General features: G+C 62.2%; 23 protein-coding genes and 3 tRNA genes. 12 read left to right on the top strand and 14 right to left on the bottom strand.

Annotation, left to right across the window (positions count from 1 at the left end):
- Positions 1-95 precede the first annotated feature (95 nt).
- The 3 genes from OO306_RS23805 to OO306_RS23795 all read left to right on the top strand — a co-directional run bounded on the left by OO306_RS23805 (position 96) and on the right by OO306_RS23795 (position 3,822).
- On the top strand, positions 96-773 hold the full coding sequence (locus OO306_RS23805) for a response regulator (RefSeq protein WP_027594691.1): 678 nt from the start codon (positions 96-98) through the stop codon (positions 771-773).
- On the top strand, positions 770-2,116 hold the full coding sequence (locus OO306_RS23800; RefSeq protein WP_265970066.1) for an ATP-binding protein: 1,347 nt from the start codon (positions 770-772) through the stop codon (positions 2,114-2,116). The genes OO306_RS23805 and OO306_RS23800 overlap by 4 nt, the downstream gene beginning before the upstream one ends.
- Before the next feature lie 383 nt (positions 2,117-2,499).
- A complete protein-coding gene (locus OO306_RS23795; protein WP_027594689.1) occupies positions 2,500-3,822 on the top strand; it encodes a dicarboxylate/amino acid:cation symporter in 1,323 nt (440 codons plus the stop codon).
- 58 nt (positions 3,823-3,880) lie between these two features.
- On the opposite strand, the gene tsaA is transcribed toward OO306_RS23795, so the two are convergent.
- From tsaA to rimO, 5 genes are all read right to left on the bottom strand, one after another.
- Entirely contained in the window at positions 3,881-4,576 is a 696-nt protein-coding gene (gene tsaA, locus OO306_RS23790; protein WP_099430217.1) for a tRNA (N6-threonylcarbamoyladenosine(37)-N6)-methyltransferase TrmO, read from the bottom strand.
- 6 nt (positions 4,577-4,582) lie between these two features.
- Entirely contained in the window at positions 4,583-5,044 is a 462-nt protein-coding gene (locus OO306_RS23785; protein WP_027594687.1) for a DUF1456 family protein, read from the bottom strand.
- Between the two features lie 49 nt (positions 5,045-5,093).
- Positions 5,094-5,804, bottom strand: coding sequence for an rRNA pseudouridine synthase (locus OO306_RS23780; protein WP_099430216.1), 711 nt, complete (start codon positions 5,802-5,804; stop codon positions 5,094-5,096).
- A 112-nt stretch (positions 5,805-5,916) separates the two neighbouring features.
- Entirely contained in the window at positions 5,917-6,375 is a 459-nt protein-coding gene (locus OO306_RS23775; protein ID WP_027594685.1) for a GNAT family N-acetyltransferase, read from the bottom strand.
- 262 nt (positions 6,376-6,637) lie between these two features.
- Positions 6,638-7,969 carry a 30S ribosomal protein S12 methylthiotransferase RimO gene (gene rimO, locus OO306_RS23770; protein WP_027594684.1) on the bottom strand — a complete coding sequence of 444 codons (1,332 nt, stop codon included), beginning with the start codon at positions 7,967-7,969 and terminating at the stop codon, positions 6,638-6,640.
- Between the two features lie 236 nt (positions 7,970-8,205).
- Here rimO and OO306_RS23765 point away from each other — a divergent pair, with 236 nt between their 5' ends.
- Entirely contained in the window at positions 8,206-10,116 is a 1,911-nt protein-coding gene (locus OO306_RS23765; protein WP_027594682.1) for a potassium transporter Kup, read from the top strand.
- Between the two features lie 243 nt (positions 10,117-10,359).
- Here OO306_RS23765 and OO306_RS23760 read toward each other — a convergent pair whose 3' ends face one another.
- From OO306_RS23760 to OO306_RS23740, 5 genes are all read right to left on the bottom strand, one after another.
- Complete coding sequence (locus OO306_RS23760) at positions 10,360-11,652, bottom strand: virulence factor family protein (protein WP_099430214.1); 1,293 nt, start codon at positions 11,650-11,652, stop codon at positions 10,360-10,362.
- A complete protein-coding gene (gene mprF / locus OO306_RS23755; RefSeq protein ID WP_265970065.1) occupies positions 11,652-14,294 on the bottom strand; it encodes a bifunctional lysylphosphatidylglycerol flippase/synthetase MprF in 2,643 nt (880 codons plus the stop codon). The genes OO306_RS23760 and mprF overlap by 1 nt, the downstream gene beginning before the upstream one ends.
- Positions 14,295-14,559: 265 nt before the next feature.
- Positions 14,560-14,636, bottom strand: a tRNA-Met gene (locus OO306_RS23750).
- A gap of 133 nt (positions 14,637-14,769) precedes the next feature.
- Positions 14,770-14,846 (bottom strand) — tRNA-Met (locus tag OO306_RS23745).
- A 134-nt stretch (positions 14,847-14,980) separates the two neighbouring features.
- Positions 14,981-15,057, bottom strand: a tRNA-Met gene (locus tag OO306_RS23740).
- A gap of 221 nt (positions 15,058-15,278) precedes the next feature.
- Between OO306_RS23740 and dinB the strand changes: the two genes are divergently transcribed.
- Positions 15,279-16,337: a DNA polymerase IV gene (gene dinB / locus OO306_RS23735; RefSeq protein ID WP_265970067.1), complete on the top strand. Its 1,059-nt coding sequence runs from the start codon at positions 15,279-15,281 to the stop codon at positions 16,335-16,337.
- 28 nt (positions 16,338-16,365) lie between these two features.
- Here the strand turns inward: dinB and OO306_RS23730 are convergent, their stop codons facing one another.
- The 3 genes from OO306_RS23730 to OO306_RS23720 all read right to left on the bottom strand — a co-directional run bounded on the left by OO306_RS23730 (position 16,366) and on the right by OO306_RS23720 (position 20,499).
- Complete coding sequence (locus tag OO306_RS23730) at positions 16,366-17,319, bottom strand: hypothetical protein (protein WP_027594678.1); 954 nt, start codon at positions 17,317-17,319, stop codon at positions 16,366-16,368.
- A gap of 20 nt (positions 17,320-17,339) precedes the next feature.
- The gene (locus tag OO306_RS23725; protein WP_265970064.1) at positions 17,340-19,055 is read right to left on the bottom strand and encodes a proline--tRNA ligase; all 1,716 of its coding nucleotides are present in this window, start codon (positions 19,053-19,055) and stop codon (positions 17,340-17,342) included.
- Between the two features lie 160 nt (positions 19,056-19,215).
- On the bottom strand, positions 19,216-20,499 hold the full coding sequence (locus tag OO306_RS23720; RefSeq protein ID WP_027594676.1) for an OprD family porin: 1,284 nt from the start codon (positions 20,497-20,499) through the stop codon (positions 19,216-19,218).
- A gap of 765 nt (positions 20,500-21,264) precedes the next feature.
- Here OO306_RS23720 and OO306_RS23715 point away from each other — a divergent pair.
- Both OO306_RS23715 and OO306_RS23710 read left to right on the top strand, forming a co-directional pair.
- Complete coding sequence (locus OO306_RS23715; protein WP_265970063.1) at positions 21,265-21,687, top strand: HIT domain-containing protein; 423 nt, start codon at positions 21,265-21,267, stop codon at positions 21,685-21,687.
- 1 nt (position 21,688) lies between these two features.
- Positions 21,689-21,895: a SlyX family protein gene (locus OO306_RS23710; RefSeq protein ID WP_027594674.1), complete on the top strand. Its 207-nt coding sequence runs from the start codon at positions 21,689-21,691 to the stop codon at positions 21,893-21,895.
- 39 nt (positions 21,896-21,934) lie between these two features.
- Here OO306_RS23710 and OO306_RS28355 read toward each other — a convergent pair whose 3' ends face one another.
- Complete coding sequence (locus tag OO306_RS28355; protein WP_027594673.1) at positions 21,935-22,528, bottom strand: cold shock domain-containing protein; 594 nt, start codon at positions 22,526-22,528, stop codon at positions 21,935-21,937.
- Positions 22,529-22,804: 276 nt separating this feature from the next.
- Between OO306_RS28355 and OO306_RS23700 the strand changes: the two genes are divergently transcribed.
- The 5 genes from OO306_RS23700 to OO306_RS23680 all read left to right on the top strand — a co-directional run bounded on the left by OO306_RS23700 (position 22,805) and on the right by OO306_RS23680 (position 26,833).
- Positions 22,805-23,278: a Dps family protein gene (locus OO306_RS23700; protein ID WP_027594672.1), complete on the top strand. Its 474-nt coding sequence runs from the start codon at positions 22,805-22,807 to the stop codon at positions 23,276-23,278.
- A gap of 181 nt (positions 23,279-23,459) precedes the next feature.
- Complete coding sequence (locus OO306_RS23695) at positions 23,460-23,789, top strand: ribbon-helix-helix domain-containing protein (protein WP_027594671.1); 330 nt, start codon at positions 23,460-23,462, stop codon at positions 23,787-23,789.
- A 92-nt stretch (positions 23,790-23,881) separates the two neighbouring features.
- The gene (locus OO306_RS23690; protein ID WP_027594670.1) at positions 23,882-24,103 is read left to right on the top strand and encodes an FmdB family zinc ribbon protein; all 222 of its coding nucleotides are present in this window, start codon (positions 23,882-23,884) and stop codon (positions 24,101-24,103) included.
- 93 nt (positions 24,104-24,196) lie between these two features.
- Positions 24,197-25,972 (top strand): aspartate--tRNA ligase, encoded by a 1,776-nt coding sequence (gene aspS / locus OO306_RS23685; RefSeq protein ID WP_027594669.1) that lies wholly within the window; start codon positions 24,197-24,199, stop codon positions 25,970-25,972.
- A 114-nt stretch (positions 25,973-26,086) separates the two neighbouring features.
- Positions 26,087-26,833 carry a YebC/PmpR family DNA-binding transcriptional regulator gene (locus OO306_RS23680; protein WP_027594668.1) on the top strand — a complete coding sequence of 249 codons (747 nt, stop codon included), beginning with the start codon at positions 26,087-26,089 and terminating at the stop codon, positions 26,831-26,833.
- Positions 26,834-26,895: the final 62 nt, after the last annotated feature.

The raw sequence follows: 26,895 nt of genomic DNA, 5'->3' as shown, positions 1-26,895 counted from the left end.
CAAGGCTGCTCCTACAGGCACAGTGGTTGCCCGATGTAGGAGCAGCCTTGTGCTGCGAAGAGGCCGGCACAGGCCATATAAACAAGGAGCTGCACATGAAACTGCTGGTGGTCGAGGACGAAGCGCTGCTTCGCCATCACCTCTACACCCGCCTGGGCGAAAGCGGCCACGTGGTCCAGGCTGTCGCCGATGCCGAAGAGGCCCTTTACCAGGCCGAGCAGTACCACTTCGACCTGGCCGTGATCGACCTTGGGCTACCGGGCATGAGCGGCCTGGAACTGATCGGCCGCCTGCGCAGCCAGAACAAGACCTTCCCCATTCTCATCCTCACCGCCCGTGGCAACTGGCAGGACAAGGTCGAAGGCCTGGCCGCCGGTGCCGACGATTACCTGGTCAAACCCTTCCAGTTCGAAGAACTCGAAGCGCGCCTCAACGCGCTGCTGCGCCGCTCCAGCGGGTTCACCCAGTCGACCATCGCCGCAGGCCCGCTGCTGCTCGACCTCAACCGCAAGCAAGCGACCCTGGACGATCAGCCCCTGGCCCTGACCGCCTACGAATACCGCATCCTCGAATACCTCATGCGCCACCACCAGCAGGTGGTGGCCAAGGACCGCTTGATGGAGCAACTCTACCCAGGCGATGAAGAACGTGACCCCAATGTGATCGAGGTGCTGGTAGGCCGCCTGCGCCGCAAGCTGGAAGGTGATAACGGCTTCAAGCCGATCGACACGGTGCGTGGCCTGGGGTACCTGTTTACCGAGCGCTGCCGATGATCCGTTCCCTGCGGGTGCGCCTGATGTTGGCGGCCGCAGTGCTGGCGCTGCTGTTCATGCTGGCGCTGCTGCCTGCCTTGCAGAAGGCGTTCAGCCTTGCCCTGCAGGAATCCATCGAGCAACGCCTGGCCTCGGACGTGACCACGCTGATCTCCGCCGCCCGCATCGAGCGCGGCCAGTTGCAGATGCCGACGCTGCTGCCGGACGAACGCTACAACCTGCCCTACACCGGCCTGCTCGGCTATATCTTTGACCGCGACGGCAACCTGGTGTGGCAGTCGCGGGCCACCGCAGACCAGAACATCAACTACCGCCCCCGCTATGACGGCCGTGGCAACGAATTCGCCCGCATCCATCAAGGCGATGGCGAAGAGTTCTTCGTCTATGACGTCGAGATCAAGCTGCTTGGCGGCCAGAGCGCGGCCTACAGCATCGTTGCGCTGCAACCGGTGCGCGAGTACCAGCACACCCTCGATGGCCTGCGCGAAAAGCTCTACCTGGGGTTTGGCGCAGCCTTGCTGGCGCTGCTGGTGCTGTTGTGGGCCGGCCTGACCTGGGGCCTGCGTTCGCTGCGGCGGCTGAGCCGCGAGCTGGACGAGGTCGAGGCCGGCGCGCGTGACGGGTTGAGCCGCGAGCACCCCCGGGAGCTGCTGCGCCTGACCGGTTCGTTGAACCGTCTGCTGCACAGCGAGCGCGAGCAGCGCCAGCGCTACCGCGACTCGCTGGATGACTTGGCGCACAGCCTGAAGACACCGCTCGCGGTGTTGCAAGGGGTGGGTGAGAGCCTGCGCCAGCGCAGCGGTGAGCGCGAGCAGGCGCGGGTGCTGCAAAGCCAGATCGAGCGCATGAGCCAGCAGATCGACTACCAACTGCAGCGCGCCAGCCTGCGCAAGAGCGGCCTGGTGCGTCACAGCGTGCAACTCAAGCCCTTGCTCGACAGCTTGTGCAGCACCTTGGCCAAGGTCTACCGCGACAAGCAGGTCAACGTCGCGCTGGACATACCCGACGCCGCGCAGCTGCCGATGGAGCAGGGCGCGCTGCTGGAACTGCTCGGCAACCTGCTGGAAAACGCCTACCGGTTGAGCCTGGGGCACGTACGGGTGAGCCTGGAAGAGGCGCCAGGCCAACTGACGCTGTGCATCGAAGACGATGGGCCAGGGGTGCCGGCCGATCAGCGCGAGCGCATTCTGGAGCGCGGCGAGCGGCTGGACAGCCAGCACCCGGGGCAGGGCATCGGGCTGGCGGTGGTCAAAGACATCGTCGACAGCTATGACGCCGGCTTGAGCCTGGGTGATTCGCCGCTGGGTGGCGCGGCGTTCCGGATCACCTTCACGCTGGATTGATCGGCAGTACCCGCCCTTTCACAGGCATGCACATCCTTGAAAGCAGTGCCCCCTGTGGGAGCGGGTTCACCCGCGAAAGGGCCATACCGCCATACACCATGGGCGGATTCCCGCCATCACCCCTGGTACAAATTCCGCCACCGGGCGGAAATCCGCCAGCCTTCCTCAGCTTTTTCGCCCTGTCGTTGGGCACTTACCCCTAGCAATCTCGGCCTTTGCACCCTTCATGGGCATTTTGGCATTGCCCTTGCTATTGATCCTGGCAGAGGCCTGCCCAGGCAGCTCGAACACAACGACAAATCCCTCCATGTGCAGGAGGGTTAGCGATTCAGGTGCCCCATCACCCTGGGAAGGGTGAACCGGCACACTTGAGGAAATTAGCCATGACGACACGTCAGCCGCTGTACAAATCCCTGTATGTCCAGGTGTTGGTCGCCATCACCATCGGCATCCTGCTCGGCCACTTCTACCCCGAAACCGGCGTTGCCCTCAAACCCCTGGGTGACGGGTTCGTCAAACTGATCAAAATGGTCATCGCCCCGATCATCTTCTGCACCGTGGTCAGCGGCATCGCTGGCATGCAGAGCATGAAGTCGGTAGGCAAGACCGGCGGCTACGCGCTCCTGTACTTTGAAATCGTCTCCACCATCGCCCTGATCATCGGCCTCGTCGTCGTCAACGTGGTCAAGCCAGGCGCTGGCATGCACATCGACGTCACCACCCTGAACGCCAGCAGCGTGGCCGCTTATGCCGCCGCCGGCGCACAGCAGACCACCGTTGGCTTCCTGCTCAACATCATCCCCAACACTGTGGTCGGTGCCTTCGCCAACGGCGATATCCTGCAAGTGCTGATGTTCTCGGTGATCTTCGGCTTCGCCCTGCACCGCCTGGGCAGCTACGGCAAGCCGGTGCTCGACCTGATCGACCGCTTCGCCCATGTCATGTTCAACATCATCAACATGATCATGAAGCTGGCCCCGGTCGGTGCCTTCGGTGCCATGGCCTTCACCATCGGCCAGTACGGCGTGGGTTCGCTGGTGCAGCTGGGCTACCTGATGGCCTGCTTCTACGTGACCTGCCTGCTGTTCGTCCTGGTGGTCCTCGGCGGTATCTGCCGCGCTCACGGCTTCAGCGTCCTCAAGCTGATCCGCTACATCCGCGAAGAGCTGATGATCGTGCTGGGCACGTCTTCTTCTGAGTCCGCGCTGCCACGTATGCTGGCGAAGATGGAGCGCCTGGGTGCGAAGAAATCGGTGGTTGGCCTGGTCATCCCGACGGGCTACTCGTTCAACCTGGACGGCACCTCGATCTACCTGACCATGGCCGCCGTGTTCATCGCCCAGGCGACTGACACCACCATGGACATCACCCACCAGATCACCCTGCTGCTGGTACTGTTGGTGGCGTCCAAAGGCGCTGCTGGCGTGACCGGTTCGGGCTTCATCGTGCTGGCAGCCACCCTGTCGGCGGTTGGCCACCTGCCGGTTGCCGGCCTGGCGCTGATCCTGGGCATCGACCGCTTCATGTCCGAAGCCCGTGCCTTGACCAACTTGGTCGGTAACGCCGTTGCCACCGTGGTCGTGGCCAAGTGGGTCAACGAAATGGACAACGACAAGCTGGCTTCGGAGCTGGCATCTGGCGGCGCACCGCTGGAAGACACCCGTCCAACCGACGACCTGGGCGTGGCTGAAGGCCCGGCGCGCTGATCGCGGTTAGGCAATGAAAAAGGCGACCTTCGGGTCGCCTTTTTTGTGCACGCTCGGATCAATGATCCAGCACGACTTCCAGCACGCGGATCAGCGCCGGCTGCGGATAATGCCAGCGCACCTGCACATCCCAGAACTTGACCCCATACACCCGCTCCGGTGGTGGCACCTGATACGCTGGCCGCGGGTCTTGCCCGAGGCACTGCTCGATCAGCTCCACCAGTGGCTCGCCCAGGCGCAGCGCATGCGCGTGGGCCTGGGGCAGGGCATCGTCGTGCCATTGCACGGCAATGGCGGCGGGCGCTTCGCTGGCCATCTGGTTACTGGCACCGGCAATGCTGTCGGCATAGGGTACGTAAGGCTTGATATCCAGCACCGGGGTGCCATCGAGCAGGTCGATCCCGGACAGCAGCAGGCGCCCAGGCTCCACGCCTTCCAGGCGTACCACCGACTGGCCAATACCATTGGGCCTGTGGGTGGCACGGGTGGCGAACACGCCCATGCTCTTGTTGCCGCCCAGGCGCGGTGGGCGCACTTTCAGGCGTGGCTTGTCTTCCAGGGCCTGGTGGAACAGAAACAACAGCCAGACATGGCTGACCTGCTCCAGGCCCGCCACGGCATCACCCTGGTCGAACGGCGGCAGCAGCTCCAGCACGCCACGCGCCGCGGGTGCCAGGTGGGGCTGGCGCGGGATGGCGAACTTTTCCTTGAAACAGGAGCGGACGATGCCGACCGGTGAAACCGTATGCTGCATGGCCACTTAGCCGCGCACGCGCAAGGTCAGGCCCTTAAGGAAGTTGCGCAGCAGCTGGTCGCCGCAGGGCCGGTAGTTGTCATGGCCGACCTTGCGGAACAGCGCGCTGAGTTCGGGTTTAGAGACCGGGAAGTTGACCGACTTGAGTATCGCGTGCAGGTCTTCTTCCTTGAGCTCGAACGCCACCCGCAGCTTTTTCAGAATGGTGTTGTTGGTCACCGGCAGCTCGACCGGCTGTTGCGGGCGGCTGTCGTCCTTGCCGCGGCGATGAATCACCAGGCCATCCAGAAAGTGCGCCATGACCGGGTCGGGGCAGCGCACGAAGCCGGGCTCTTCCTCTTTCTTGAGGTAGCTGGCCAGGGTCTCGGCGCTGACCTCCAAGCCCGACAGCTTGATGATGCCGACCATTTTGGCATCGTTGATCTTGAGCATGTAGCGCAGGCTGCGCAGTACATCGTTGTGGTTCATTTGACTGAAATCCTGTTCTGAGCCGTGCCATCCGGCGCGGCGGTATTGCTTAGAAACGTTCGCTGGTAGCCATGTAGCGCCACTGTCCCAGTGGCAGCTTGCCCATGGACACACCGCCCAGGCGAATGCGGCGCATGCTGATTATCTGCAGGCGCAGGCTGGCGCACAGTTCGGAAATCTGCCCCGGCTGCGGGTTTTTCAAGGCCAGGCGCAGGTGGGTTTCGTTCTGCCAGCTGGCTTTGGCCTTGGGTAACTCCCGGTCATTGCGCATCACACCACGGGCCAGGCGCTCCAGCGCCTGCGGGGTGGCTTCGCCGCTGACTTCGATGATGTATTCCTGCTCCAGGCGGCGCAGGTCGGCGTCGATCTTGCGCGCTACGCGCCAATCCTGGGTGAAAATCTGCAGGCCGCTGGCGCCACGCTCGAGGGGGGCAATGCAGGACAGCTTGGTGAAGTGCCCATGCAGCGGCCGAACACCTTCACGGTGCGCCTCGCTGAGGGTGTCCATGGTCATGCTGATACGGGCCGACTCGGTGTCCAGGCCGGCAGGCTGGTTGAGCAGGAGGGTCACGGGTTCGAGGTTTTCGGCGCGCGCACCGGGCAGCAGCTCGACCTGTTGGCCGTCGACCTTGAACTGCGGCTGCTCGACCACCACGCCATCGACTGTGACCCAGCCGCCTTCGATGTACAGCTCGGCTTCGCGGCGGGAACAGCCGAATTGCTCGATAAGGCGTTTGGACAGGCGGACGGGCTCAGACATGACGGCGATTCGCAAAGGCAGGGAAAGGCCGCCATTGTACCTGCCTGGGCGGTCGAGGGGCTGGGAATCTGTGTCATTTACGCCGTTTTGGCGAGACAACACGGCAGAAGCGTCAGGCCCCTGCGCGGATCAGCCGCAGGTGCAGCAAAGGGTAGGGCTGCCCCAGCCCATCGGTCTGCGAACGGCCAACTACCTCAAAACCTTCGTGCAGGTAGAACCCCAGCGCCTGCGGGTTCTGCTCGTTGACATCCAGGCGCTCGGCATTCAGTTCATCGATGGCGTAATGCAGCAGCCGTTTACCAATGCCCTTGCCACGGCATGAAGGCGCGACGAACAGCATGTCCACCCGCCCATTGGCCACGCCGGCAAAGCCCTGGATGCGTTGCTGTGAGTCCTTGCAGCAAATCAGCATCACCGCATCGAGGTAGCGGTGCAGCACATGTTCGCGCAGCAGCAGGATATAGGCATCAGGCAGGAAATCGTGGGTCGCGCGCACCGAGTCTTCCCAAACCTGGGTCAGCTCGGGGTAGTCGCGCAGATGGGGGGTGTGCAGCGTCGAAACCTGGCGCATCCGTGTAATCCTCCTGGGGACTGAGGAAAACGATAGATGCAAATGCAAAGGTCGGCGTCAGATCAGCCTAACCATTGCACTGTAGGCGCAGCCTTGTGCTGCGAAGAGGCCAGTGGCAACACCGTAAATCTTCGCTGCTAGCACCGGCCTCTTCGCAGCACAAGGCTGCTCCTACCGGGAGTGCGCATGACCGGAGGGTGTGGGCGGACGTGGCAACACAAGGGGCGCAATGCGCCCCCGGTATTTCAGCGCTTTGCGTTGATCAGACAGGCTCTGCCCACATGTCGTACTCGTCGGCATCCACCACCCGGCAACGCACTTTGTCGCCGGGTTTGAAGCCATGGTCGCCATCGATGAACACGCTGCCGTCGATCTCTGGCGCATCGAAGAAGCTGCGGCCTACCGAACCTTGCTCCTCGACTTCGTCGATCAGCACTTCGATCTCTTTGCCGATGCGCAGTTGCAGGCGGGCGCTGCTGATGGCTTGCTGATGCGCCATGAAGCGGTCCCAGCGGTCCTGCTTGACGTCATCTGGCACTTCGTCCAGGCCCAGGTCGTTGGCCGGGGCGCCTTCGACAGGTGAATACTGGAAGCAGCCGACGCGGTCGAGCTGGGCTTCGGTCAGCCAGTCGAGCAGGTACTGGAAGTCTTCTTCGGTTTCGCCAGGGAAGCCGACGATGAAGGTCGAACGGATCACCAGCTCAGGGCACTGCTCGCGCCAGTTCTTGATGCGCGCCAGGGTACGGTCTTCGAAGGCCGGGCGCTTCATCGACTTGAGCACTTTCGGGCTGGCGTGCTGGAACGGGATATCCAAGTACGGCAGGATCTTGCCAGCGGCCATCAGTGGGATCACGTCGTCGACGTTCGGGTACGGGTACACATAATGCAGGCGGACCCAGGCGCCCAGGCTGCTCAGCGCTTCGCACAGCTCGAGCATGCGAGTCTTGACCGGGCGGCCGTTCCAGAAGTCGGTCTTGTACTTGACGTCGACGCCATAGGCGCTGGTGTCCTGGGAAATCACCAGGATCTCCTTGACGCCCGCCTTGACCAGGCGCTCGGCCTCGCTCAACACTTCACCCACCGGGCGGCTGACCAGTTTGCCGCGCATCGACGGGATGATGCAGAAGCTGCAGCTGTGGTTGCAGCCTTCGGAAATCTTCAGGTAGGCGTAGTGACGCGGGGTCAGCTTGACGCCTTGAGGCGGCACCAGGTCGATCAGCGGGTTGTGGTCCTGGCGTGGCGGCACCACTTCGTGCACGGCGTTGACCACTTGCTCGTACTGCTGCGGGCCGGTGACCGACAACACACTCGGGTGCACATCACGGATGCTGCCTTCCTCGACACCCATGCAACCGGTGACGATGACCTTGCCGTTTTCCTTGATCGCTTCGCCGATCACTTCCAGCGACTCGGCCTTGGCGCTGTCGATGAAGCCGCAGGTGTTGACCACCACCACGTCGGCGTCCTCGTAGGTGGGCACGACTTCATAACCTTCCATGCGCAGCTGGGTCAGAATGCGCTCGGAATCGACCAGGGCTTTTGGGCAACCCAGGCTTACGAAACCTACCTTAGGGGTGGCGGGAGTGGTGGACATGACTAACCTCGGTATTGAATACAGGTCGCCCGACCGGAAACGGGGGCGATCTTGACGGGCGCTTTTTGGCGCCTCTGATCAAAAAGTGCGCAATTCTAGCGAGCGCAAGGTCGCTTGACTAGCAGAAATACGACGAACGCTGCGCTATGCTTCGCGCCGTTGCGTCCGGGTATCTGCCATGCCCTGGCGTGGGGGTGAATTCTATCGGCCGAGAGGGCCGTCTGCGGGAGTGGTCGATGGTTCAGGCAAGCAGTCATGCCGAAGGCGGGCACGAGGGGAAGCAGGGTGCGACGCGGTCGCTGGGCCTGCTCGTGGCGGCGGTCGGGGTGGTCTATGGCGATATCGGCACCAGCCCGCTGTATACGCTCAAAGAAGTCTTTACCGGTGGCTATGGCGTGCCGGTCAACCATGACGGTGTGCTGGGGATCCTGTCGTTGATCCTCTGGTCGCTGCTGTGGGTGGTGTCGTTCAAATACGTGATGTTCATCCTGCGTGCCGACAACCAGGGCGAGGGCGGCACCATGGCGCTTACCGCGCTGGCGCGGCGGGCCACGGCGGCCCATCCGCGGCTGCGTACGCTGATGGTCATCTGCGGGCTGATCGGCGCTTCGCTGTTCTATGGCGACAGCATGATCACCCCGGCGGTGTCGGTCCTGTCGGCGGTCGAGGGCATGGGCCTGGCTTTCGACGGCATCGATCACTGGGTGGTGCCCATTTCGCTGGTGGTGCTGGTAGCGCTGTTCCTGGTGCAAAAGCATGGCACCGACAAGATCGGCAAGCTGTTTGGCCCGATCATGGTGGCCTGGTTCGTGGTGCTGGGGGCCTTGGGGGTGCATGGCATCTCGCAAAGCCCTGAAGTGCTCAGGGCATTCAACCCCGGTTGGGCGGTTAACTTCTTCATTGTTCACCCCGGCATGGGCGTGGCCATTCTTGGTGCCGTGGTGCTGGCGCTGACCGGTGCCGAGGCGCTGTACGCCGACATGGGCCACTTCGGCCGCAAGCCGATTGCCCGCGCCTGGTTCGCCCTGGTGCTGCCGGCGCTGGTGCTCAACTACTTTGGCCAGGGTGCAATACTGCTGCAGAACCCGGAGGCGGCGCGCAACCCCTTCTACCTGCTGGCACCGTCCTGGGCGTTGCTGCCGCTGGTGGGGTTGGCAACCATGGCCACGGTGATCGCCTCGCAAGCCGTGATTTCCGGGGCCTTCTCCCTGACGCGCCAAGCCATCCAGCTGGGCTACATACCGCGCATGCAGATCCAGCACACGTCCAGCGATGAACAGGGGCAGATCTACATCGGTGCGGTGAACTGGACGTTGATGGTCGGTGTGGTGTTGCTGGTCATCGGTTTTGAATCGTCCGGCGCCCTGGCCGCGGCCTATGGTGTGGCGGTCACCGGCACCATGCTGATGACCACCATCCTGGTGTCGTCGGTGATGCTGCTGTTGTGGAAATGGCCGCCGGTGCTGGCAGTGCCGATTCTGCTGGGCTTTTTGTTCGTGGACGGGCTGTTCTTCGCCGCCAACGTGCCGAAGATCGTGCAGGGCGGGGCCTTCCCGGTGTTGGCGGGCGGCGTGTTGTTTTTGTTGATGAGCACCTGGAAGCGCGGCAAGCAGATTCTTGTCGAGCGCATCGATGAAGGCGCGCTGCCGCTGCCGGTGTTCATCAGCAGCATCCGCATCCAGCCGCCGCACCGGGTTGAAGGGACGGCGGTGTTCCTGACGGCGCGCCCCGACGCCGTGCCCCATGCGCTGCTGCACAACATGTTGCACAACCAGGTGCTGCACAGCCAGGTGGTGCTGCTGACGGTGGTCAGCGAGGACCAGCCACGGGTACCGGAGCAGGAGCGTTTCGAGGTGGAGGCCTATGGCGACGGGTTCTTCCGCGTGCTGTTGCACTTTGGCTTCATGGACGAGCCGGACGTGCCGGCGGCGTTGAAGCTGTGCCACCTGGAGGACCTGGATTTCAGCCCGATGCGCACGACGTACTTCCTCAGCCGCGAAACCGTCATTGCGTCGCGGCTGGAGGGCATGTCGCGCTGGCGCGGGAACCTGTTTGCGTTTCTGCTGAAGAACGCCAACGGCAATCTGCGCTTCTTCAATCTACCGTTGAACCGGGTGATCGAGCTGGGGACCCAGGTCGAGATCTGAGCCAGGTCGGGCTGGGGGAATTGCGCAGCCCGTTCTGCCCTCATCGCCGGCAAGCCGGCTCCCACAGGTTCAACAGCGCCCTCAAGCGCTGCACACTTCCTGTGGGAGCAACTGTCTTGTGGTGCTTGTTCCGGCCTCTTCGCGGGCAAGCCCGCTCCCACAGGTGCGGCGCTAGACTTGGAGGCTACAGTTCAGGTGGGAGCCGGCTTGCCGGCGATTGGGCCGCATGGCGGCCCCTTTCTATCAGTTCTGCTCCGCCACGCTCGACTTGCCCTGGCGCGTCTCGATCTCGCCGATCAGGCGCTTGGCCAGCGCGGGGTAGTTCTCATCGAAGTGGTGCCCCCCCGGTAGCTTCAGCCGCTCACCGACGGCCGTCTTGTCGGTGCAGCCGCTTTCGTCGGTCTCTTCCACGCCGTAGACGCACACCACTTTGGACGCTGGCAGCCTGGCCATTTCCGGCCCGGTTGGCGCCTCCTGGCCTTCTTTGCCCAGCCAGCCCTCGACCTCGATCTCGAAGCTGCCGCTGCGGGCGAAGGCCAGCAGCATCACCGCGTCGATGCGTTGCTGGTCTTCGGCCGGCAGGCGGTTGTAGATGGCGGGCAGCACGTCGGCGCCAAACGAATAGCCGGTCAATACAAAGCGCTTGGTACCCCATTTCTGACGATAGTGCTGCATCAGTTCCGACAGGTCAGCGGCGCTCTGTTCCGGGGTCTTGTGTTGCCAGTAATAGCGCAGGGTGTCGATACCGACCACCGGGTAGCCCAGCTTGGCCATTTCCCCGGCGACGTCCCGGTCCAGGTCGCGCCAGCCACCATCCCCGGACAGGAACAGGGTGACGGTGTCGGTGGTTTGCCCAGCCGGCACCTCAACCACCGGGATGGCCAGGGCGTTCCCGTCATGCCCGACCAAGGCTTGGGTCAGCTGCGATTTGAGTACCTGGGGCAAGTGGATGTCGTAATCGCTGATGCTGGTTTCAGCGTTGGCCTGGTCGCGCACGAAGGCGGCGCTGGCGTCATCCGGGTTGTCGTTCCAGGCGACGTTCCAGTGGCCGTGGGCCGCCGACTTGGGCAGCGTGGCCTGGCAGCCGGGTTGCTCCAGGGTGAAGTCGACGGAAATGGCCCGCGCCTTGTCGTCAGTCTGTGCGGCCAGCCAGCGCCAGGCTTGTGCCGCACCCGGGCCGATGCCGGCTACCAGGGTCGGTTTCTCGGCGAGCTGGGTCACTGCCAGGTCCAGCGCTTGCTGCTGCTTGCTGCAGTCGCTAGGCGGCAGGATCACCTGCACCAGCTGGGCTTCCCCGGCCTGGCTCAGGTCCAGCAACTGCTTGTCGGTCAGGGCCTGGTCCTGGGGGACGCCGATGGCGACCCGGGCTTTGGCGTGCACGCCAGGGGTGACACGGGTGATGTGGGTGTCATTCAGGGTCAATTGCTCAAGGCGCGCCTCGGGGGCCGGGCGCGTCCATAGCCAGAAGGCCGCGGCCCCGCCAAGGGCGGCCAGCAGCAGCGCAATCACCAGGTACAGCCAATAGCGTCGGATCATCAGCGTTTCACCAATCCAGTCAGGCCGCCAGCAATCAGGGCGGCAGTGTCGGCCAGTGCCACCAGCGGGTCGAGCCCTGCTGGCACAGCCATGTAACGGGGTTCCCAGTCCGGTTGGAACTTGTCCTTGAAGCGTCGAAGCCCCTGGAAGTTGTAGAGCTGTTCGCCGCGGCGGAACACCATTGAGCCCAGGCGTTGGGTCAACGGCGCGCCACGCCTCGGCTGCAACCCGGAAAGCGGGACCATGCCCAGGCTGAAACGGCCGTAGTCATGGCTTTTGTAGTGCAGGATCAGGCCGATCATCATGAATTCCATGGTCAGCTTCGGCGCTTCTGGGTGGGCCCGCATCAGGTCGAGGCTGGCCAGCTCGTTGCTGTGGGTTTCCAGCAGGTTGGCAAACGCCACGGGCCGGCCCTGGAAGCGAATCAGGGCAATCCGGAAATGCTGCAGGTACTCGGGGCTGAAGCGCCCGAGCGAGAAGCCTTTCTCGCGCACGTTCTTGCCGCTGAGCCAGGCATCGGAGATTTCCTTGAGCTCTGCCAGTGGGGCGTGACCGGGCTCATGGATCTCCAGGCTAAGGCCGTCACGGCCGCCACGGTTCCAGGTGTAGCGCAGGTCTTTCATCTCCTTGCCCTTGGCGTCGAGGTCGAAACGGCGCAGGTCGACCCGGGCTTCCTCGCCCAGCTTGAGGGCGGTCAGGCCAATGTCCATATAGAAGGGCAGGTTCTCTGCGCGTACCTGATAGAACACCGGCCGGGCGTGGTGCAGGTCGCACAGGTCACGGAACTGCCAGATCATCTCGGCGCGCTCCTGTGCGGGGCCGATCGGGTCATACAGGGCCACCAGGCTGCGACCGCGACGGGCATACATCAGGAAGGCGTTGTCGCGTGGGTGGAACAGCAAGGCCTTGTCCCCCGTCAGCGCCAGGCCGCCATCGGGCTGGTCGGACGCCAGCAGAATGCGGTTGGCGCGTTGCAGCTCTTCGTCATCGGGCAGGTGGATGACCGGCGGTGCGGTGCGCAGCAGCCAGGTCAGGGCCACGGCCACCAGCAGCACGGCGCTGCCCATGGCTGCCCGCAGGCCGCGCGGGGCATCGGCATCCAAGGTGAACTGCCACCACAGCTGGTGGCTGTAGGGCACATCCTGGTAGGCAAACAGCAGCAGCCACACCGAAGCACCCACCACGCAGGCGCTGGCCACCAGGAATACCGGCGAGAAGGGTAGCTCCAGCAAGCGGCTGGGGCGGTAGAAGGAGCGGCGGAACAGGGCAAGCAGGGCGGCCGTGAACGTGAGCAGGCACGCTTCTTCCCAGTCAAAGCCTTTGAGCAGCGACAGCAAGGCACCGACCAGCAGCAATGTGGTGGTCAGCAGCCAGGCCGCCGACAGGCGCCGGCGCAGCCCTTGGGCCAACAGCAGGCAGAGCACGCCGATCAGGCTGGCGCCGAAGTGCGAGGCATCGATCAGGCGATGGGGCACCAGAAACCCCATGTGCTCCAGGCGCGTGTCGATCTCCGGCGTGGCACCGGAGAACAGCAGCACGACGCCGGACAGGAACACCAGGATCGACAGCACCGGCGCGGCCAGCCCTGAAGCTACCTTGATCGCCTGTTGCGCGAACAGCAGGCGCCGTGCCTCGTTGGCCAACAACAGCACGCAGGCCAGCAGCAGCGGTAATACCACGTAGATCAGGCGATACAGCAACAAGGCTGCTGCCAGTGGCGCGGCGCCCAACTGGTCGGCAAAGGCTGCCAGCAAGATCGCCTCGAACACCCCGACACCGCCGGGTACATGGCTGAGCACGCCAGCGGCCAAGGCCAGCAGGTACACCAGGATGAACGCGCCAAAGGGCGGTGCTTCGGGCAGCAGCAGGTACAGCACGGTGGCTGCGGCGGCCACGTCCAAGGCAGTGATCAGCAATTGCAGTGCAGCCAGGCGGGCACCCGGCAGGCGCAGCGTGCGGCGGCCCAGTTGCACCAACAGGTTATCGGCCACGGGTTGTTCGGCCAGGCGCCTGCGATAGAGCCCGATCACCAACACTGCAAACAGCACCAGTACAGCAGCGGCGATACCCGCCAACAGGCCCGGCGAAAGGCCCAGCGCCGTGGAGGCGGCGGGCAGATCGCTCAAGGTCGCCAAGGCAGCCAGGGGCGGCAACGCACACCCCAGCGACAGGCTGGCAAAAACGGTCATCCGCGCGACTTCGGCAGCCCCAAGGCCCTGGCGTGCATACAGGCGGTAGCGTACCGAACCACCCGACAGCATCGACAGGCCGATGGCGTTACCGATGGCGAAGGCGCTGAAGCCGCCCAGGACCAGGCTGCTCGCGGGCAGTTTCACGCCGGCATAGCGGCTGGCCGACCATTCGTACCCCAGCAGGATCACGAACCCGACGACCGTGGCCAGCAACGCACCGAGCAACGACTGCGTCGGCACGCTGAGCATGGCATCGTGCAGTGCATAGATGTCCAGCTCGCTCAGCAGGTGGCGGCAGGCAACCAGCGCCATGGCGAACAGCACCAGCGTCACCGCCAGGCCGATGGGCTGACGATAGCGGCTCAAGCGCTCGATCATGGGCAGGCGTTGCGCAGCAGTCGGTAGCGCCGATGCGAGGGGCACCGGAGGTTCAGGGTTGTGGGAAGTCATCGATTGGTACCCCGAGCCGGCAGCGCGAGGTAGGGGAGAGGTGCGGCCAAGTGAAAGTCCCTTAGGAAAACGTATCCAATAGTACTCCGTGCACAGGCGCTTTCAGCGTTCTGGCCGGGTTAAAGATAGTTCATCCTGAGAGGGGCATCTCAAGCCTGAGGGGCAGGCGAGTGGCAGGTTAGTGCTTTGGCGATGGAAACCGTGGGGCCATAAAACAACAAACCCCGCGCTGCTGTTACACAGGCGGGGTTTGTTCTGACGAATATGGTTGCGGGAGCCGGATTTGAACCGACGACCTTCGGGTTATGAGCCCGACGAGCTACCAGACTGCTCCATCCCGCGTCAGAGGTGCGCATTCTACAGCTTGTTGAATCTGTGTAAAGCGTTAATTGTTGATTTCTCAACCTTTTTTCTTCTGCATCATTTTCGATGCAAAGAAAAAGGCCACTGCGTTAACAGTGGCCTTCTCTTTGTTTGGTTGCGGGAGCCGGATTTGAACCGACGACCTTCGGGTTATGAGCCCGACGAGCTACCAGACTGCTCCATCCCGCGTCTGTGGGGCGGATTCTACAGTTTATTGGCGGTGTGTCAAGCGTTAGCTCTTGATTTATCGTCAGTTTTCCACAATGACTTTTTCGAAGCCAAAGAAAAAGGCCACTGCGTTAACAGTGGCCTTTTCTCGAATCTGGTTGCGGGAGCCGGATTTGAACCGACGACCTTCGGGTTATGAGCCCGACGAGCTACCAGGCTGCTCCATCCCGCGCCTGTGAGATCGAATTCTACGGATTTCCCGCCCTATGTCAAGCATTATTCCAAGAAAACCCTTTTTCCTTCAAACCCTTAGCGTTTGAGCAAGGCGCGCGGGGCAGGCGCGGCGGGCCTTGCAGGCCAATTGTCGAGGGATGCGCCGTGCAGGCTGTTGCGCCAGAGGGGCCATGCGATACTATCTGTATGAATCTACAGTACTGACGGTCATCCATGTCCTTGCGCAAGATCATCCATGTCGACTGCGATTGCTTCTACGCCGCGATCGAGATGCGTGATGACCCGCGCCTGGCCGGTCGGCCCATGGCAGTCGGCGGGTCGGCCGACCACCGCGGGGTCATCGCCACCTGCAACTATGAAGCCCGTGCCTATGGCGTGCGCTCGGCCATGTCCTCGCGCCATGCGCTCAAGCTGTGCCCTGACTTGTTGATCGTCAAACCCCGTTTTGAAGCCTATCGCGAGGCATCGCGTGAGATTCACGCCATTTTTCGCGATTACACCGAGCTGATCGAACCCTTGTCGCTGGATGAAGCTTACCTGGATGTCAGCGACAGCCAGTGGTACGCCGGTAGTGCGACACGGATTGCCGAGGACATTCGCCGGCGCGTCGCCCGCACCCTGCATATCACAGTGTCGGCGGGTGTCGCCCCCAACAAGTTCCTGGCCAAGGTCGCCAGTGACTGGCGCAAGCCCAATGGCCTGTTCGTCATCACCCCGGGGGAGGTCGAGGCGTTTGTCGCAGCCTTGCCCGTCGCCCGGTTGCACGGGGTGGGCAAGGTCACGGCGGACAAGCTGGCGCGCTTGGGTATCGATACCTGCCTGGACCTGCGCGCGTGGTCCCGCCTGGCCCTGGTACGTGAGTTCGGCAGTTTTGGTGAGCGGCTTTGGGGGCTGGCGCGGGGGATTGATGAGCGTGCTGTGCACAATGACAGCCGCCGGCAATCGGTCAGCGTGGAAAATACCTACGATACCGATCTGCCGGACCTGGCCAGTTGCCTGGAGCGTCTTCCTGCGTTGCTCGACAGCCTTAATGAGCGCATTGCCCGCATGGACAGCAGCTACCGGCCGGACAAGCCTTTCGTCAAGGTCAAGTTCCATGACTTCAGCCAGACGACGATGGAGCAGGCGGGGGCAGGCAGGGACCTGGAAAGTTACCGGCAATTAATGAAGCAGGCCTTCGCGCGGGGTGACAAGCCGGTGCGCTTGCTGGGGGTCGGGGTAAGGTTGCGGGATTTGCGCGGTGCGCATGAGCAACTGGAGCTGTTCCCACCTAAATGAACAAGGGCCGCTAAGCGGCCCCTTTCATTTATTGCACGCCTGGGTCAGCTACCAGCCGCCCGGTGGCCTTGGTCAGGGATTGCAGGAATTCCTGCTGCAGTTCCGGATCGTTGCGCGTCAGCTCGATCAGGCTCTGCTCCATTTCACTGGCTTCCTCTTCCAGGCCCAGTTCGGACAGGCGTTTGACCCGGTGCACCCACTGGCTGACATCATCGTCTTCCAGGTCGTCGAAGATCAGCTCATGCGCTTCAAGCAGCTTGTTGCGCAGCGTGGCGCTGACCAGCAGGCTGGCGTCACCGCGCACCGCATTGTCCTCATCGACCACCTGCAGGTGCAGGGTGCCGATGTGGTTGAGGTTCTGCTCGGAGAACGGGCTGTCGAGCAGGTTCAGGCGCAGCACGCCGTTTCTGTCGGTGGTCAGCTCGTGGGTGAGTTTGCCGGCCTTGACTTCGACCAGGCGCTCGCTCCAGGGCAGGCTGGTGGACTCCTCGCGCTGGTCCTTCTGCACTTCGCTGATCCCGGCAAGGTTCTGCTGGGCGCGACCGTTGGACTGCACGTTCATGAACGGGTTAAGCCCCGCCACGCCGTAGCTGAGCCAGTCGTGGGTCACGCTTTCAGGCAGGTTGCCCAAGGCGAACACGTTGACCACGTTGGCACCCACGCCCGCCACGACAGCCACCGCACCCAGTGGGATCTCGTAGATCTCCCGCCAGGGTTGGTAGGGCGTGTAGCGGTCGTAGCGCCGGGTAACTTCGAACTCGGTGACTTCGAAGCGCTTCAGCTCATGCACGCGCACACGTCGTTGCGGCAGCTCCATCACCTTCGGCTCGCCGACATCGATCTGCAGACTGTGTTCGAGCAGTTTTCGCTCGACGCGCTCCTCGTGCTCGCTGCGCTGGGACATCTGGTTGGCGCAGCCGCTGATGAGCAGGGCGCCGCACAGTGCGGCGCCCCCCAGGGGAAAGGTACTTCGCTTGGACATGATCACTCGTGCATTGATTATCAGCGGCGAACGCGGGCCTGCAGGAACGACAGCACTTCATTGAGTGGCAGCGCTTGAGCATCCTGATCGGTGCGGTGCTTGTATTCCAGGTTGCCTTCGGCCAGGCCGCGGTCACTGACGACGATGCGGTGCGGGATGCCGATCAGCTCCATGTCGGCAAACTTGATGCCTGGGCTGGTCTTCTTGTCGCGGTCATCCAACAGCACTTCGAAGCCGGCGGCAGTCAGTTCGGCGTACAGCTTGTCGGTCGCTTCGCGAACCACGTCGGTTTCATAGCGCAGCGGCACCAGGGCGATCTGGAAAGGCGCCAGGGCGTCGTTCCAGATGATGCCTTTGTCGTCGTAGCTCTGTTCGATGGCGGCGGCGACCACGCGGGACACGCCAATGCCATAGCAACCCATGGACAACACGACAGGCTTGCCGTTCTCGCCCAGTACCTGGCACTTGAGTGCCTCGCTGTACTTGGTGCCGAGCTGGAAGATGTGGCCCACTTCGATGCCGCGCTTGATCACCAGGGTGCCCTGGCCGTCTGGGCTTGGGTCGCCTTCGACGACGTTGCGCAGGTCGGCGACTTGCGGAACCGGCAGGTCGCGCTCCCAGTTGACGCCGAAGTAGTGCTTGTCATCGATGTTGGCGCCGATGCCGAAGTCGCTCATCAGGGCAACCGAACGGTCGATGATGCATTCCAGTGGCAGGTTCAGCGGGCCGAGCGAGCCTGCACCGGCGCCGATGGCGTCGCGCAGTTCAGCTTCGGTCGCCATGACCAGCGGGTCGGCAACCTGTTCCAGCTTGGTGGCCTTGATTTCGTTGAGCTCGTGGTCGCCACGGACGATCAGGGCGATCAGCTTGCCTTCTTCGGCGCCGCGCACGATCAGGGTCTTGACGGTCTTCTCGATCGGCAGGCCGAAGTTTTCGACCAGTTGGGCGATGGTCTTGGCGTCCGGCGTGTCGACCAGGCGCAGCTCCTCGGAAGGGGCAGGGCGCACGGTTTCACGCGGGATGGCCTCGGCCTTCTCAATGTTGGCAGCGTAATCGGAGCTGTCGCTGAAGATCACATCGTCTTCACCGGATTCGGCCAGCACGTGGAATTCGTGCGAGTAGCTGCCACCGATGGAGCCGGTGTCGGCTTGCACAGGGCGGAAGTCCAGGCCCAGGCGGGTAAAGACGTTGCTGTACGCCTGGTGCATGCGGTCGTAGGTTTCCTGCAGGGAAGCCTGGTCGGCATGGAAGGAGTAGGCGTCCTTCATGATGAACTCGCGGCCGCGCATCAAGCCGAAGCGTGGGCGGATCTCATCACGGAATTTGGTCTGGATCTGGTACATGTTGAGCGGCAGCTGTTTATAGCTGGACAGCTCGTTACGGGCCAGGTCGGTAATGACTTCTTCGTGGGTCGGGCCGACGCAGAAGTCGCGGTTGTGGCGGTCTTTCAGGCGCAGCAGCTCTGGGCCGTACTGCTCCCAACGGCCGGATTCCTGCCACAGTTCGGCGGGCTGGATGCTGGGCATCAGCACTTCCAGGGCGCCGGCGGCGTTCATTTCCTCGCGCACAACGGCTTCGACCTTGCGCATCACTCGCAAGCCCATCGGCAGCCAGGTGTACAGGCCAGAGGCCAGTTTGCGGATCATGCCGGCGCGCAGCATGAGCTGGTGGCTGATGACCACTGCGTCGGCAGGGGTTTCTTTCTGGGTGGCGAGCAAATATTGACTGGTGCGCATGGTGGGCCGTGTCGATTGCCTAAGACGTTGAAATGACCCCGCATTGTACGGGGGCGAAACGAAGGCGTACAGGATGCCCCAGGGCGTGACACTTGTCAGCCAAGAAAAAGCCCGGCGTGATCGCCGGGCTTTTTCAAGTGCGGGGCACTGCAAGCCAGGCTTACAGGATGCTCAGCGGGTACTCGACGATCAGACGCAGTTCGTCGATCGAGCTCGAACCGTAGTACACACCGTCGCTGGAGCGGTAGGTGGCCTGGCGGACACGGAAGCTCAGGTCTTTCGCTGGGCCGCTCTGCATGACGTACTTGACGTCTACGTCGCGTTCCCATTCCTTACCGTCGTCGGTGGTGCGGGTGGTTGCACCGGTACCGCGTGCGTAACGGGTCATGAAGGTCAGGCCTGGTACGCCGAACTCGGCGAAGTTCAGGTCGTAGCGAGCCTGCCAGGATTTCTCGTCTTCGGCGTTGAAGTCGGAACGGGCGATGGAGTTGGCCAGGAACACGGTACCGCCGCCGTCCACGCCGTAGGCGTAGTCACCGTCGCCGCTGACTTTCTGGTAGGCCAGGGTGAAGGTGTGGGCGCCGATGTTGTAGGCAGCCGACAAGCTGGCTGCGATGTTGTCGAGCTCGTTGGTGCCGTCGGACTTGGTGACGAATGCACCGGTGCGGTTGGCGCCGATCGACTTGGTGTCATAGATGTTGAAGTCGAACACCAGGCCTTGCTTGTCGCTGATCGGCAGCGCCCAGTTGATGTTGCCGTACCACTTACGGAAGTGATCTTCGATGTGCGAGTAGTAAACGCTGGTGCTGAGGCTATCAGTGAACGCGTAGGTACCGCCGAAGATGTTGGCTTCGGTCAGGTTCAGGCTGTCATGGTAGGTCTGAGCCTGGGCGTTCATGGCGGTGAAGTGACCGGCGTTCAGGGTCAGGCCATTGATCTCGTTGCTGGTGATCAGGCCGCCTTCGGCAACTTCCGGCAGCAGGCGGCTGTCGTCAGTGGCGAATACTGGCATGGCGGTGAACTGGTCACCGAACTTCAGCACAGTATTGGAGATGCGCATTTTTACAGCGCCGCCGCCTTCGGAGTAATCATCCTGCGAACGGCCGTCGGAGCCTTGTGGGAACAGGCCGGTGCCGGCACGACCTTTGCCGCTGTCCAGTTTCAGGCCGAGCATGCCGATGGCGTCGACGCCGAAGCCTACGGTGCCCTGGGTGAAGCCCGATTCGTAAGTGCCGAGGAAACCAAGGCCGGTTTCTTCCACGCGGCTTTGAGTGCCGGCTGGGTTGTTGCGGAAGTCACGGCTGAAGTACAGCATGCGAGTTTTGACGTTCAGCTGGCTGTCTTCGATGAAACCCTTGGACTCGTCTTGTGCAGAGGCGAAGGCCAATTGCGAGGTCCCTGCCGAAACGGCCAGGGCGATCATGCTCCACTTCATCACGCGCATCGTGATTTGCTCCTTTGGTTTTTTAGGAAGAGTACCGCTGCGCCCAAGTCTTTTAGTTATATGGGGCAGCTCTTTCTTGTTATGTCGGCGGAAATGTATAACACGCTGACTGTTGTTGGCGATATGGGCATATCCAAGCTTTCGGGAACTTTATGGCCATGTCGCTTTCAGGTATTTCCATGTCGCAAATCACGTCCCGGATTCCCGGGTCGTACAACGTCAGCGCTGTTCCTGTCACCGTAACGAATCTGTAACTACAGGTTCCGGTTAGGGAAACTCCCTGGTGTATCCAAAGCGGCTGTTGTTATTTGTTGCGTACATCGCTTGATGCAGATGTCGTGCCGACTTGGCGGGAGAGGAATGCAACAAGCGTGCTCAAAATTACCACCGGTTCATGAAATTTTCACAAATGAGGCTGCCGAAGGTCGGAAAGTACCGTAAACACGGGGCGGGACTTGTCTGATGGTGTGCCACAACTCTGGCGGTTTTCAAATTCAAAACCTGCCATAAAAGTCAATGTGTTACCGGCAACTGTTCATGCGGAGTCATTCGTGTGGGTAAAAGCGTAGTGGTGTGCTCGTTTGCGGCCTCATTTTGGTGCGAAAAGTAGCGGTGTGTTACCGCGACTGTGCAGGCAGCAGGTATTCATGAACTTAAAGTGTGCAGTGTCGGGCTGCTGTTGCATGCCGGCGTGCGCGAAGCAAGGTATCCTTGCGCAATGTTCCCGTGTCTCGCGGGCCCGTTATCGAGTATTGGAGGTTGGTAGTGGTTGAGATGGATTCGCGTTTGCAGCAAGACACCTATGTACTTGGAGACTTTCCGTTGTGCCGTGTGTTGCTCAGCAAAGACGCCAATTACCCTTGGTTCATCCTGGTGCCGCGTCGCCCTGGAGTGAGCGAATTGTTCGACTTGAGCCAGGAAGACCAGGCGCAACTGTGGAAAGAAACCACGTACCTGGCTGAAGCGCTGAAGGGCGAATTCAAGGCTGACAAGATGAACGTTGCCACCCTGGGTAACGTTGTCAGCCAGATGCACATGCACGTCATTGTCCGTCACACGCATGACGCCGCTTGGCCAGCGCCGGTATGGGGCAAAGTGCCCGCCGTCGAGTATGCGCCGGGGCAAGTCGATGCCATTGGTCAGCGCCTGCGCGCGCTGCTCAACGATGACTACCAGCAGGTGGCCTGAAGTGTCCTCTGAATCGCGAATCATCGAGCTGGAAACCCGCCAGGCCTTCCAGGACGACACGCTTCAGGCGCTCAATGATGTAGTGGTCGAGCAAGGGCGTGTGATTGAGCGCCTGCAACTGCAGATGGCCGAGCTGCTCAAGCGTTACGAAGAAATGGTGGGGCAATACGGCAGCGAAGGTGAAGAGGCGCCGCCCCCTCATTATTAAGTTGAGGCAGCCCTGGCCTTGCACCAGGGCTGCACACGGTCAGCGACGGGTTACCGCGACCACATCTTCGGCCTGCAGGCCTTTGTCACGGTGCATGACCGAAAACTCGACGCGCTGGCCTTCGACCAGAATGCGGTGGCCTTCGCCGCGGATGGCGCGGAAGTGCACAAAGATGTCATCGCCCGAATCGCGGGAAATGAAGCCAAAGCCTTTGGACGTGTTGAACCACTTGACGGTGCCCGTATCGCGGTTGCCGGCCTCCAAGGGGGCACTTTGGCTGGTGCGGGCTTTTCGGTTGGCTCGGGCGAAGCCCGCAGCCAGGTGCAGCACCACGGCCAAGGCCGCGCAGACCAGGGCGGCCAGGTTGCCCATTTCGGGGCGAGCCAGCAGCGTCAGGGTCTGCAATACCACGGCCACCACCAGCAAGGCGCAAGCCAGGTGCTGCAATTGTTGCCGGGCACCTCGGTAATACAGCGGCACGACCGGGGCCAATACCAGGTTAAGCAGGCCGAGCAGTGCCAGGTAGACCGCGTCGGGTTGCTGCAGGAAGGGTGTTGCGTCGGTTTTCAGGCTGGGTATGAGCGATAGCAGCAAAGCCGCTACGCCCGTCACCAGATGGACGATCTTGAACATGGGTTGGCTCACAGTTGACAAGCTGATCACAGGAAGAGCTGGCGACACGGTGCGCATGAGGTGTAAAGCGCGAACACGTGGTGGGCCAGCCTATGCACCCGGCAATAACAGTCCGCACGGGTGGCACCCTGCCTATTTAACAGCAAAGGCGCAGGCTACTCAAACCGCAGGCGCCACAGCCGATGTGTTGCGCCATGTCACAGGCGGGTTGCGCCAAGTGTTGATACAGTTGGAAGGGCCCGCTTGATCATCAAGCCTTATGGAAAGGGGAACTTCATGGCAATTGATATCGGTATCAGTGAAGAAGATCGCAAGTCTATCGTCGATGGGCTGTCCCGCCTGTTGTCGGATACCTACGTGCTGTATCTGAAAACCCATAACTTTCACTGGAACGTCACCGGTCCGTCGTTCCGTACCCTGCACCTGATGTTCGAAGAGCAATACAACGAGCTGGCGCTGGCGGTGGACTCGATTGCCGAACGGATCCGTGCCTTGGGCTTCCCGGCACCGGGGTCCTATGCTTTTTATGCGCGGCATTCTTCGATCAAGGAAGAGGAGGGCGTGCCGGCCGCGGAGGAGATGATCCGTCAGCTGGTGCAGGGCCAGGAGGCGGTCGTGCGCACCGCGCGCAGCATCTTCCCGGTGGTGGACAAGGTCAGCGATGAACCGACTGCCGACCTGTTGACTCAGCGTATGCAGGTGCACGAGAAGACCGCCTGGATGCTGCGCGTCTTGCTGGACGGCCAATAGTCGCCGCGTAGCGTCAGAAACGTCTGAAAAGCCCGGCTGCCGGCAGTGCAGCCGGGCTTTTTGCGTTTCTGCGGGAAGGTTTTGCCGCTGCTTCGAAGGCGCAGGCTGGCGCTTCATGGTTGCCCTAGGGCCCCGGGTACAGGGGCAATGGCAGTCGCGATGGAGTGGCCGGATGGTAGGCATGATGCAACAAGACAAGCGAGGCGGTGGTCAGGGGCGTTGGCCGGGCAAGCAATGCGTCGACCCCTTCAAGGCCGACTTTGACATGCTGCAGATCAGACCGGTGTCGCGTTCGGTCCGGCTCAACGGGTTTTCCACCTGCCTGCGCCTGGAAGCGGTCTACTGGGGGATCCTGGAGCGTATCGCCGAGGCCAACCGCTGCTCGGTCAGCGCGGTGTTGTCCTACGTGGACCGCGAGGTGCATCTGCGCCAGGGCGGGGTGCGCAACTTCAGTGGCCTGATCCGCGTCATCTGCGTCGCCTGGTTGCTCGATCCGCCGAGTGCACGCTGATCGCCAGGCGGGCTGCGCAGTGCTTGCTAACCATATATAATCCCGCTTTTTGCTGCCCCGGCAGCCAGTGTTATGGTTGACGAGAGACACCCATGCCCCTTTATGACTATCAATGTGCGTCCTGCGAGCACCGCATGGAAGTGCTGCAGAAGATCAGCGCTGCGCCGCTGACCGATTGCCCGGCCTGTCAGGCGCCGGCACTGAAGAAGCTGCTGTCGGTACCCGGCTTTCGCCTGAGCGGCACCGGCTGGTACGAAACCGACTTCAAGACCGGGGCAAAAAAGAACCTTGCAGGCGGCGACAAAGCCGACTGAGTTGAATGCTGTGACCGGGTCTTGCAGTATTAGCCCTCTGGGCGGCCAAGGCCTCCACCGAATACACGAATCACGAGAAGCGAAACCACCATCATGATGCGCAGCCATTATTGCGGCCAACTGAACGAGAGCCTGGACGGCCAGGAAGTCACCCTTTGCGGCTGGGTCCATCGTCGCCGCGACCACGGCGGGGTGATCTTCCTCGACATCCGTGACCGCGAGGGCATGGCCCAGGTCGTATTCGACCCCGATCGCGCCGAAACCTTCGCCGCCGCCGACCGTGTGCGCAGCGAATACGTCGTGCAAGTCACCGGCAAGGTTCGCAAGCGCCCTGACGGTGCGGTGAATGCCAACATGGCCTCCGGTGCCATCGAGATCCTTGGCTACCAGCTGACCGTGCTCAACGAAGCGGAAACCCCGCCGTTCCCGCTCAACGAATACTCCGACGTTGGCGAGGAAACCCGCCTGCGCTACCGCTTCATCGACCTGCGTCGCCCGGAAATGGCCGACAAGCTGCGCCTGCGTTCGCGCATCACCAGCAGCATCCGTCGCTTCCTCGACGAGAACGGCTTCCTCGACGTCGAGACGCCGATCCTCACCCGTGCCACGCCAGAAGGCGCGCGCGACTACCTGGTACCGAGCCGTACCCACGCAGGCAGCTTCTTCGCCCTGCCGCAGTCGCCTCAGCTGTTCAAGCAGCTGCTGATGGTGGCCGGTTTCGACCGCTACTACCAGATCGCCAAGTGCTTCCGTGACGAAGACCTGCGTGCTGACCGCCAGCCGGAATTCACCCAGATCGACATCGAGACCAGCTTCCTCGATGAATCCGAGATCATGGGCCTCACCGAGAGCATGATCCGCAAGCTGTTCAAGGAAGTCCTGGACCTGGAGTTCGGTGAATTCCCGCACATGACCTTCGAAGAAGCCATGCGCCGTTACGGTTCCGACAAGCCAGACCTGCGTAACCCGCTGGAGCTGGTCGACGTTGCCGACCAACTGAAGGATGTCGACTTCAAGGTATTCGCCGGCCCGGCCAACGATCCGAAGTGCCGCGTTACCGCCCTGCGCGTGCCAGGCGCCGCCAGCATGCCGCGCAGCAAGATCGACGAGTACACCAAGTTCGTCGGCATCTACGGTGCCAAGGGCCTGGCGTACATCAAGGTCAACGAGCGCGCCAAAGGTGTTGAAGGCCTGCAGTCGCCGATCGTCAAGAACATCCCAGAAGCCAACCTCAACGTGATCCTCGATCGCGTTGGCGCGGTCGATGGCGACATCGTCTTCTTCGGTGCCGACAAGTTCAAGATCGTCAGCGAGGCCCTGGGCGCACTGCGCATCAAGGTCGGCAACGACTTCAACCTGCACACCTGCGAGTGGGCACCGATGTGGGTCGTCGACTTCCCGATGTTCGAAGAGAACGAAGACGGCAGCTTTACCGCGCTGCACCACCCGTTCACTGCGCCGAAGTGCTCGCCAGAAGAGCTCGAGGCCAACCCGGCCACCGCGCTGTCCCGTGCCTACGATATGGTCCTGAACGGTACTGAGCTGGGTGGCGGTTCGATCCGTATCCACCGCAAAGAGATGCAACAGGCGGTGTTCCGTCTGCTGGGTATCGAAGCGGCAGAACAGGAAGAGAAGTTCGGCTTCCTGCTCGACGCCCTGAAGTTCGGTGCACCGCCTCACGGTGGCCTGGCCTTCGGCCTGGACCGCCTGGTCATGCTAATGACCGGCGCCCAGTCGATCCGTGAAGTGATCGCCTTCCCGAAAACCCAGAGCGCTGCCTGCGTCATGACCCAAGCCCCAGGCATGGTCGACGCCAAGGCCTTGCGCGAGCTGCACATCCGCCTGCGCGAACAGACCAAGGTCGAGTAAGCGGGCCCCGGGCGCATCCAGATGGATGCGCCTTTGCGTTACGGCGCAGGTATTTTTGTCGTTGCGCCCCGTCAGGGGCGCAATTGTTTGTGTTTCAAAGAATTTGGAGTCGTTATGGCTGGTCATTCCAAGTGGGCGAACATCAAGCACCGCAAAGAGCGCCAGGATGCCAAGAGAGGCAAGATCTTCACCAAGTGGATTCGCGAGCTGACCGTTGCCGCCAAGCAAGGCGGTGGTGACCCGGCGTCCAACCCGCGTCTGCGCCTGGCCCTGGACAAGGCCCTCGGCGCCAACATGAGCCGCGATATCATCGACCGTGCCGTGGCCCGTGGTGCTGGCACCAACGAAAGCGACAACGTCGAAGAGCTCAGCTACGAGGGTTACGGCCCAGGTGGCGTGGCGATCATGGTCGAGGCCATGACCGACAACCGCAACCGTACCGCGGCTGCCGTGCGTCATGCCTTCACCAAGTGTGGCGGCAACCTCGGTACCGACGGCTCGGTGGCCTACCTGTTCGAGCGCAAGGGCCAGATCAGCTTCGCGCCGGGCGTTGATGAAGACGCCTTGATGGAAGCCGCGATGGAGGCTGATGCCGATGACGTCGTCGCCAATGACGATGGTTCGTTCGACGTCTTCACCTCGTTCAACAGCTTCTATGCCGTGCGTAATGCCCTGGAAGAGGCTGGCTTCAAGGCCGATGACGCCGAAATCGTCATGCAGCCGACCACCAGTGCCGAATTGGATCAGGAAGGTGCGGAGAAGGTGATCAAGCTGATCGACATGCTTGAAGACCTGGATGATGTGCAGAACGTCTATTCCAATGCGCAGATTTCCGACGAGATCATGGAAAAACTCGGCTAAGGTTTTCCTTTGGCCTTTGCGGCCATTCGCGGGCAAGCCCGCTCCCACAGCTACCGCACGGT

Source organism: Pseudomonas sp. DCB_AW (assembly GCF_026240895.1).
In the GTDB taxonomy this organism is placed as follows: Bacteria; Pseudomonadota; Gammaproteobacteria; order Pseudomonadales; family Pseudomonadaceae; genus Aquipseudomonas; species Aquipseudomonas kermanshahensis.
This window is presented reverse-complemented; position numbering and strand designations above follow the sequence as displayed.

Bases quoted from the DNA above. Each gene is read 5' to 3' on its own strand.
- OO306_RS23805 (WP_027594691.1), top strand. From the start codon at position 96: ATGAAACTGCTGGTGGTCGAGGACGAAGCGCTGCTTCGCCATCACCTC.
- OO306_RS23800 (WP_265970066.1), top strand. From the start codon at position 770: ATGATCCGTTCCCTGCGGGTGCGCCTGATGTTGGCGGCCGCAGTGCTG.
- OO306_RS23795 (WP_027594689.1), top strand. From the start codon at position 2,500: ATGACGACACGTCAGCCGCTGTACAAATCCCTGTATGTCCAGGTGTTG.
- tsaA (WP_099430217.1), bottom strand. From the start codon at position 4,576: ATGCAGCATACGGTTTCACCGGTCGGCATCGTCCGCTCCTGTTTCAAG.
- OO306_RS23785 (WP_027594687.1), bottom strand. From the start codon at position 5,044: ATGAACCACAACGATGTACTGCGCAGCCTGCGCTACATGCTCAAGATC.
- OO306_RS23780 (WP_099430216.1), bottom strand. From the start codon at position 5,804: ATGTCTGAGCCCGTCCGCCTGTCCAAACGCCTTATCGAGCAATTCGGC.
- OO306_RS23775 (WP_027594685.1), bottom strand. From the start codon at position 6,375: ATGCGCCAGGTTTCGACGCTGCACACCCCCCATCTGCGCGACTACCCC.
- rimO (WP_027594684.1), bottom strand. From the start codon at position 7,969: ATGTCCACCACTCCCGCCACCCCTAAGGTAGGTTTCGTAAGCCTGGGT.
- OO306_RS23765 (WP_027594682.1), top strand. From the start codon at position 8,206: ATGGTTCAGGCAAGCAGTCATGCCGAAGGCGGGCACGAGGGGAAGCAG.
- OO306_RS23760 (WP_099430214.1), bottom strand. From the start codon at position 11,652: ATGATCCGACGCTATTGGCTGTACCTGGTGATTGCGCTGCTGCTGGCC.
- mprF (WP_265970065.1), bottom strand. From the start codon at position 14,294: ATGACTTCCCACAACCCTGAACCTCCGGTGCCCCTCGCATCGGCGCTA.
- OO306_RS23730 (WP_027594678.1), bottom strand. From the start codon at position 17,319: ATGTCCAAGCGAAGTACCTTTCCCCTGGGGGGCGCCGCACTGTGCGGC.
- OO306_RS23725 (WP_265970064.1), bottom strand. From the start codon at position 19,055: ATGCGCACCAGTCAATATTTGCTCGCCACCCAGAAAGAAACCCCTGCC.
- OO306_RS23720 (WP_027594676.1), bottom strand. From the start codon at position 20,499: ATGCGCGTGATGAAGTGGAGCATGATCGCCCTGGCCGTTTCGGCAGGG.
- OO306_RS28355 (WP_027594673.1), bottom strand. From the start codon at position 22,528: ATGTTCAAGATCGTCCATCTGGTGACGGGCGTAGCGGCTTTGCTGCTA.
- OO306_RS23700 (WP_027594672.1), top strand. From the start codon at position 22,805: ATGGCAATTGATATCGGTATCAGTGAAGAAGATCGCAAGTCTATCGTC.
- OO306_RS23695 (WP_027594671.1), top strand. From the start codon at position 23,460: ATGATGCAACAAGACAAGCGAGGCGGTGGTCAGGGGCGTTGGCCGGGC.
- OO306_RS23690 (WP_027594670.1), top strand. From the start codon at position 23,882: ATGCCCCTTTATGACTATCAATGTGCGTCCTGCGAGCACCGCATGGAA.
- aspS (WP_027594669.1), top strand. From the start codon at position 24,197: ATGATGCGCAGCCATTATTGCGGCCAACTGAACGAGAGCCTGGACGGC.
- OO306_RS23680 (WP_027594668.1), top strand. From the start codon at position 26,087: ATGGCTGGTCATTCCAAGTGGGCGAACATCAAGCACCGCAAAGAGCGC.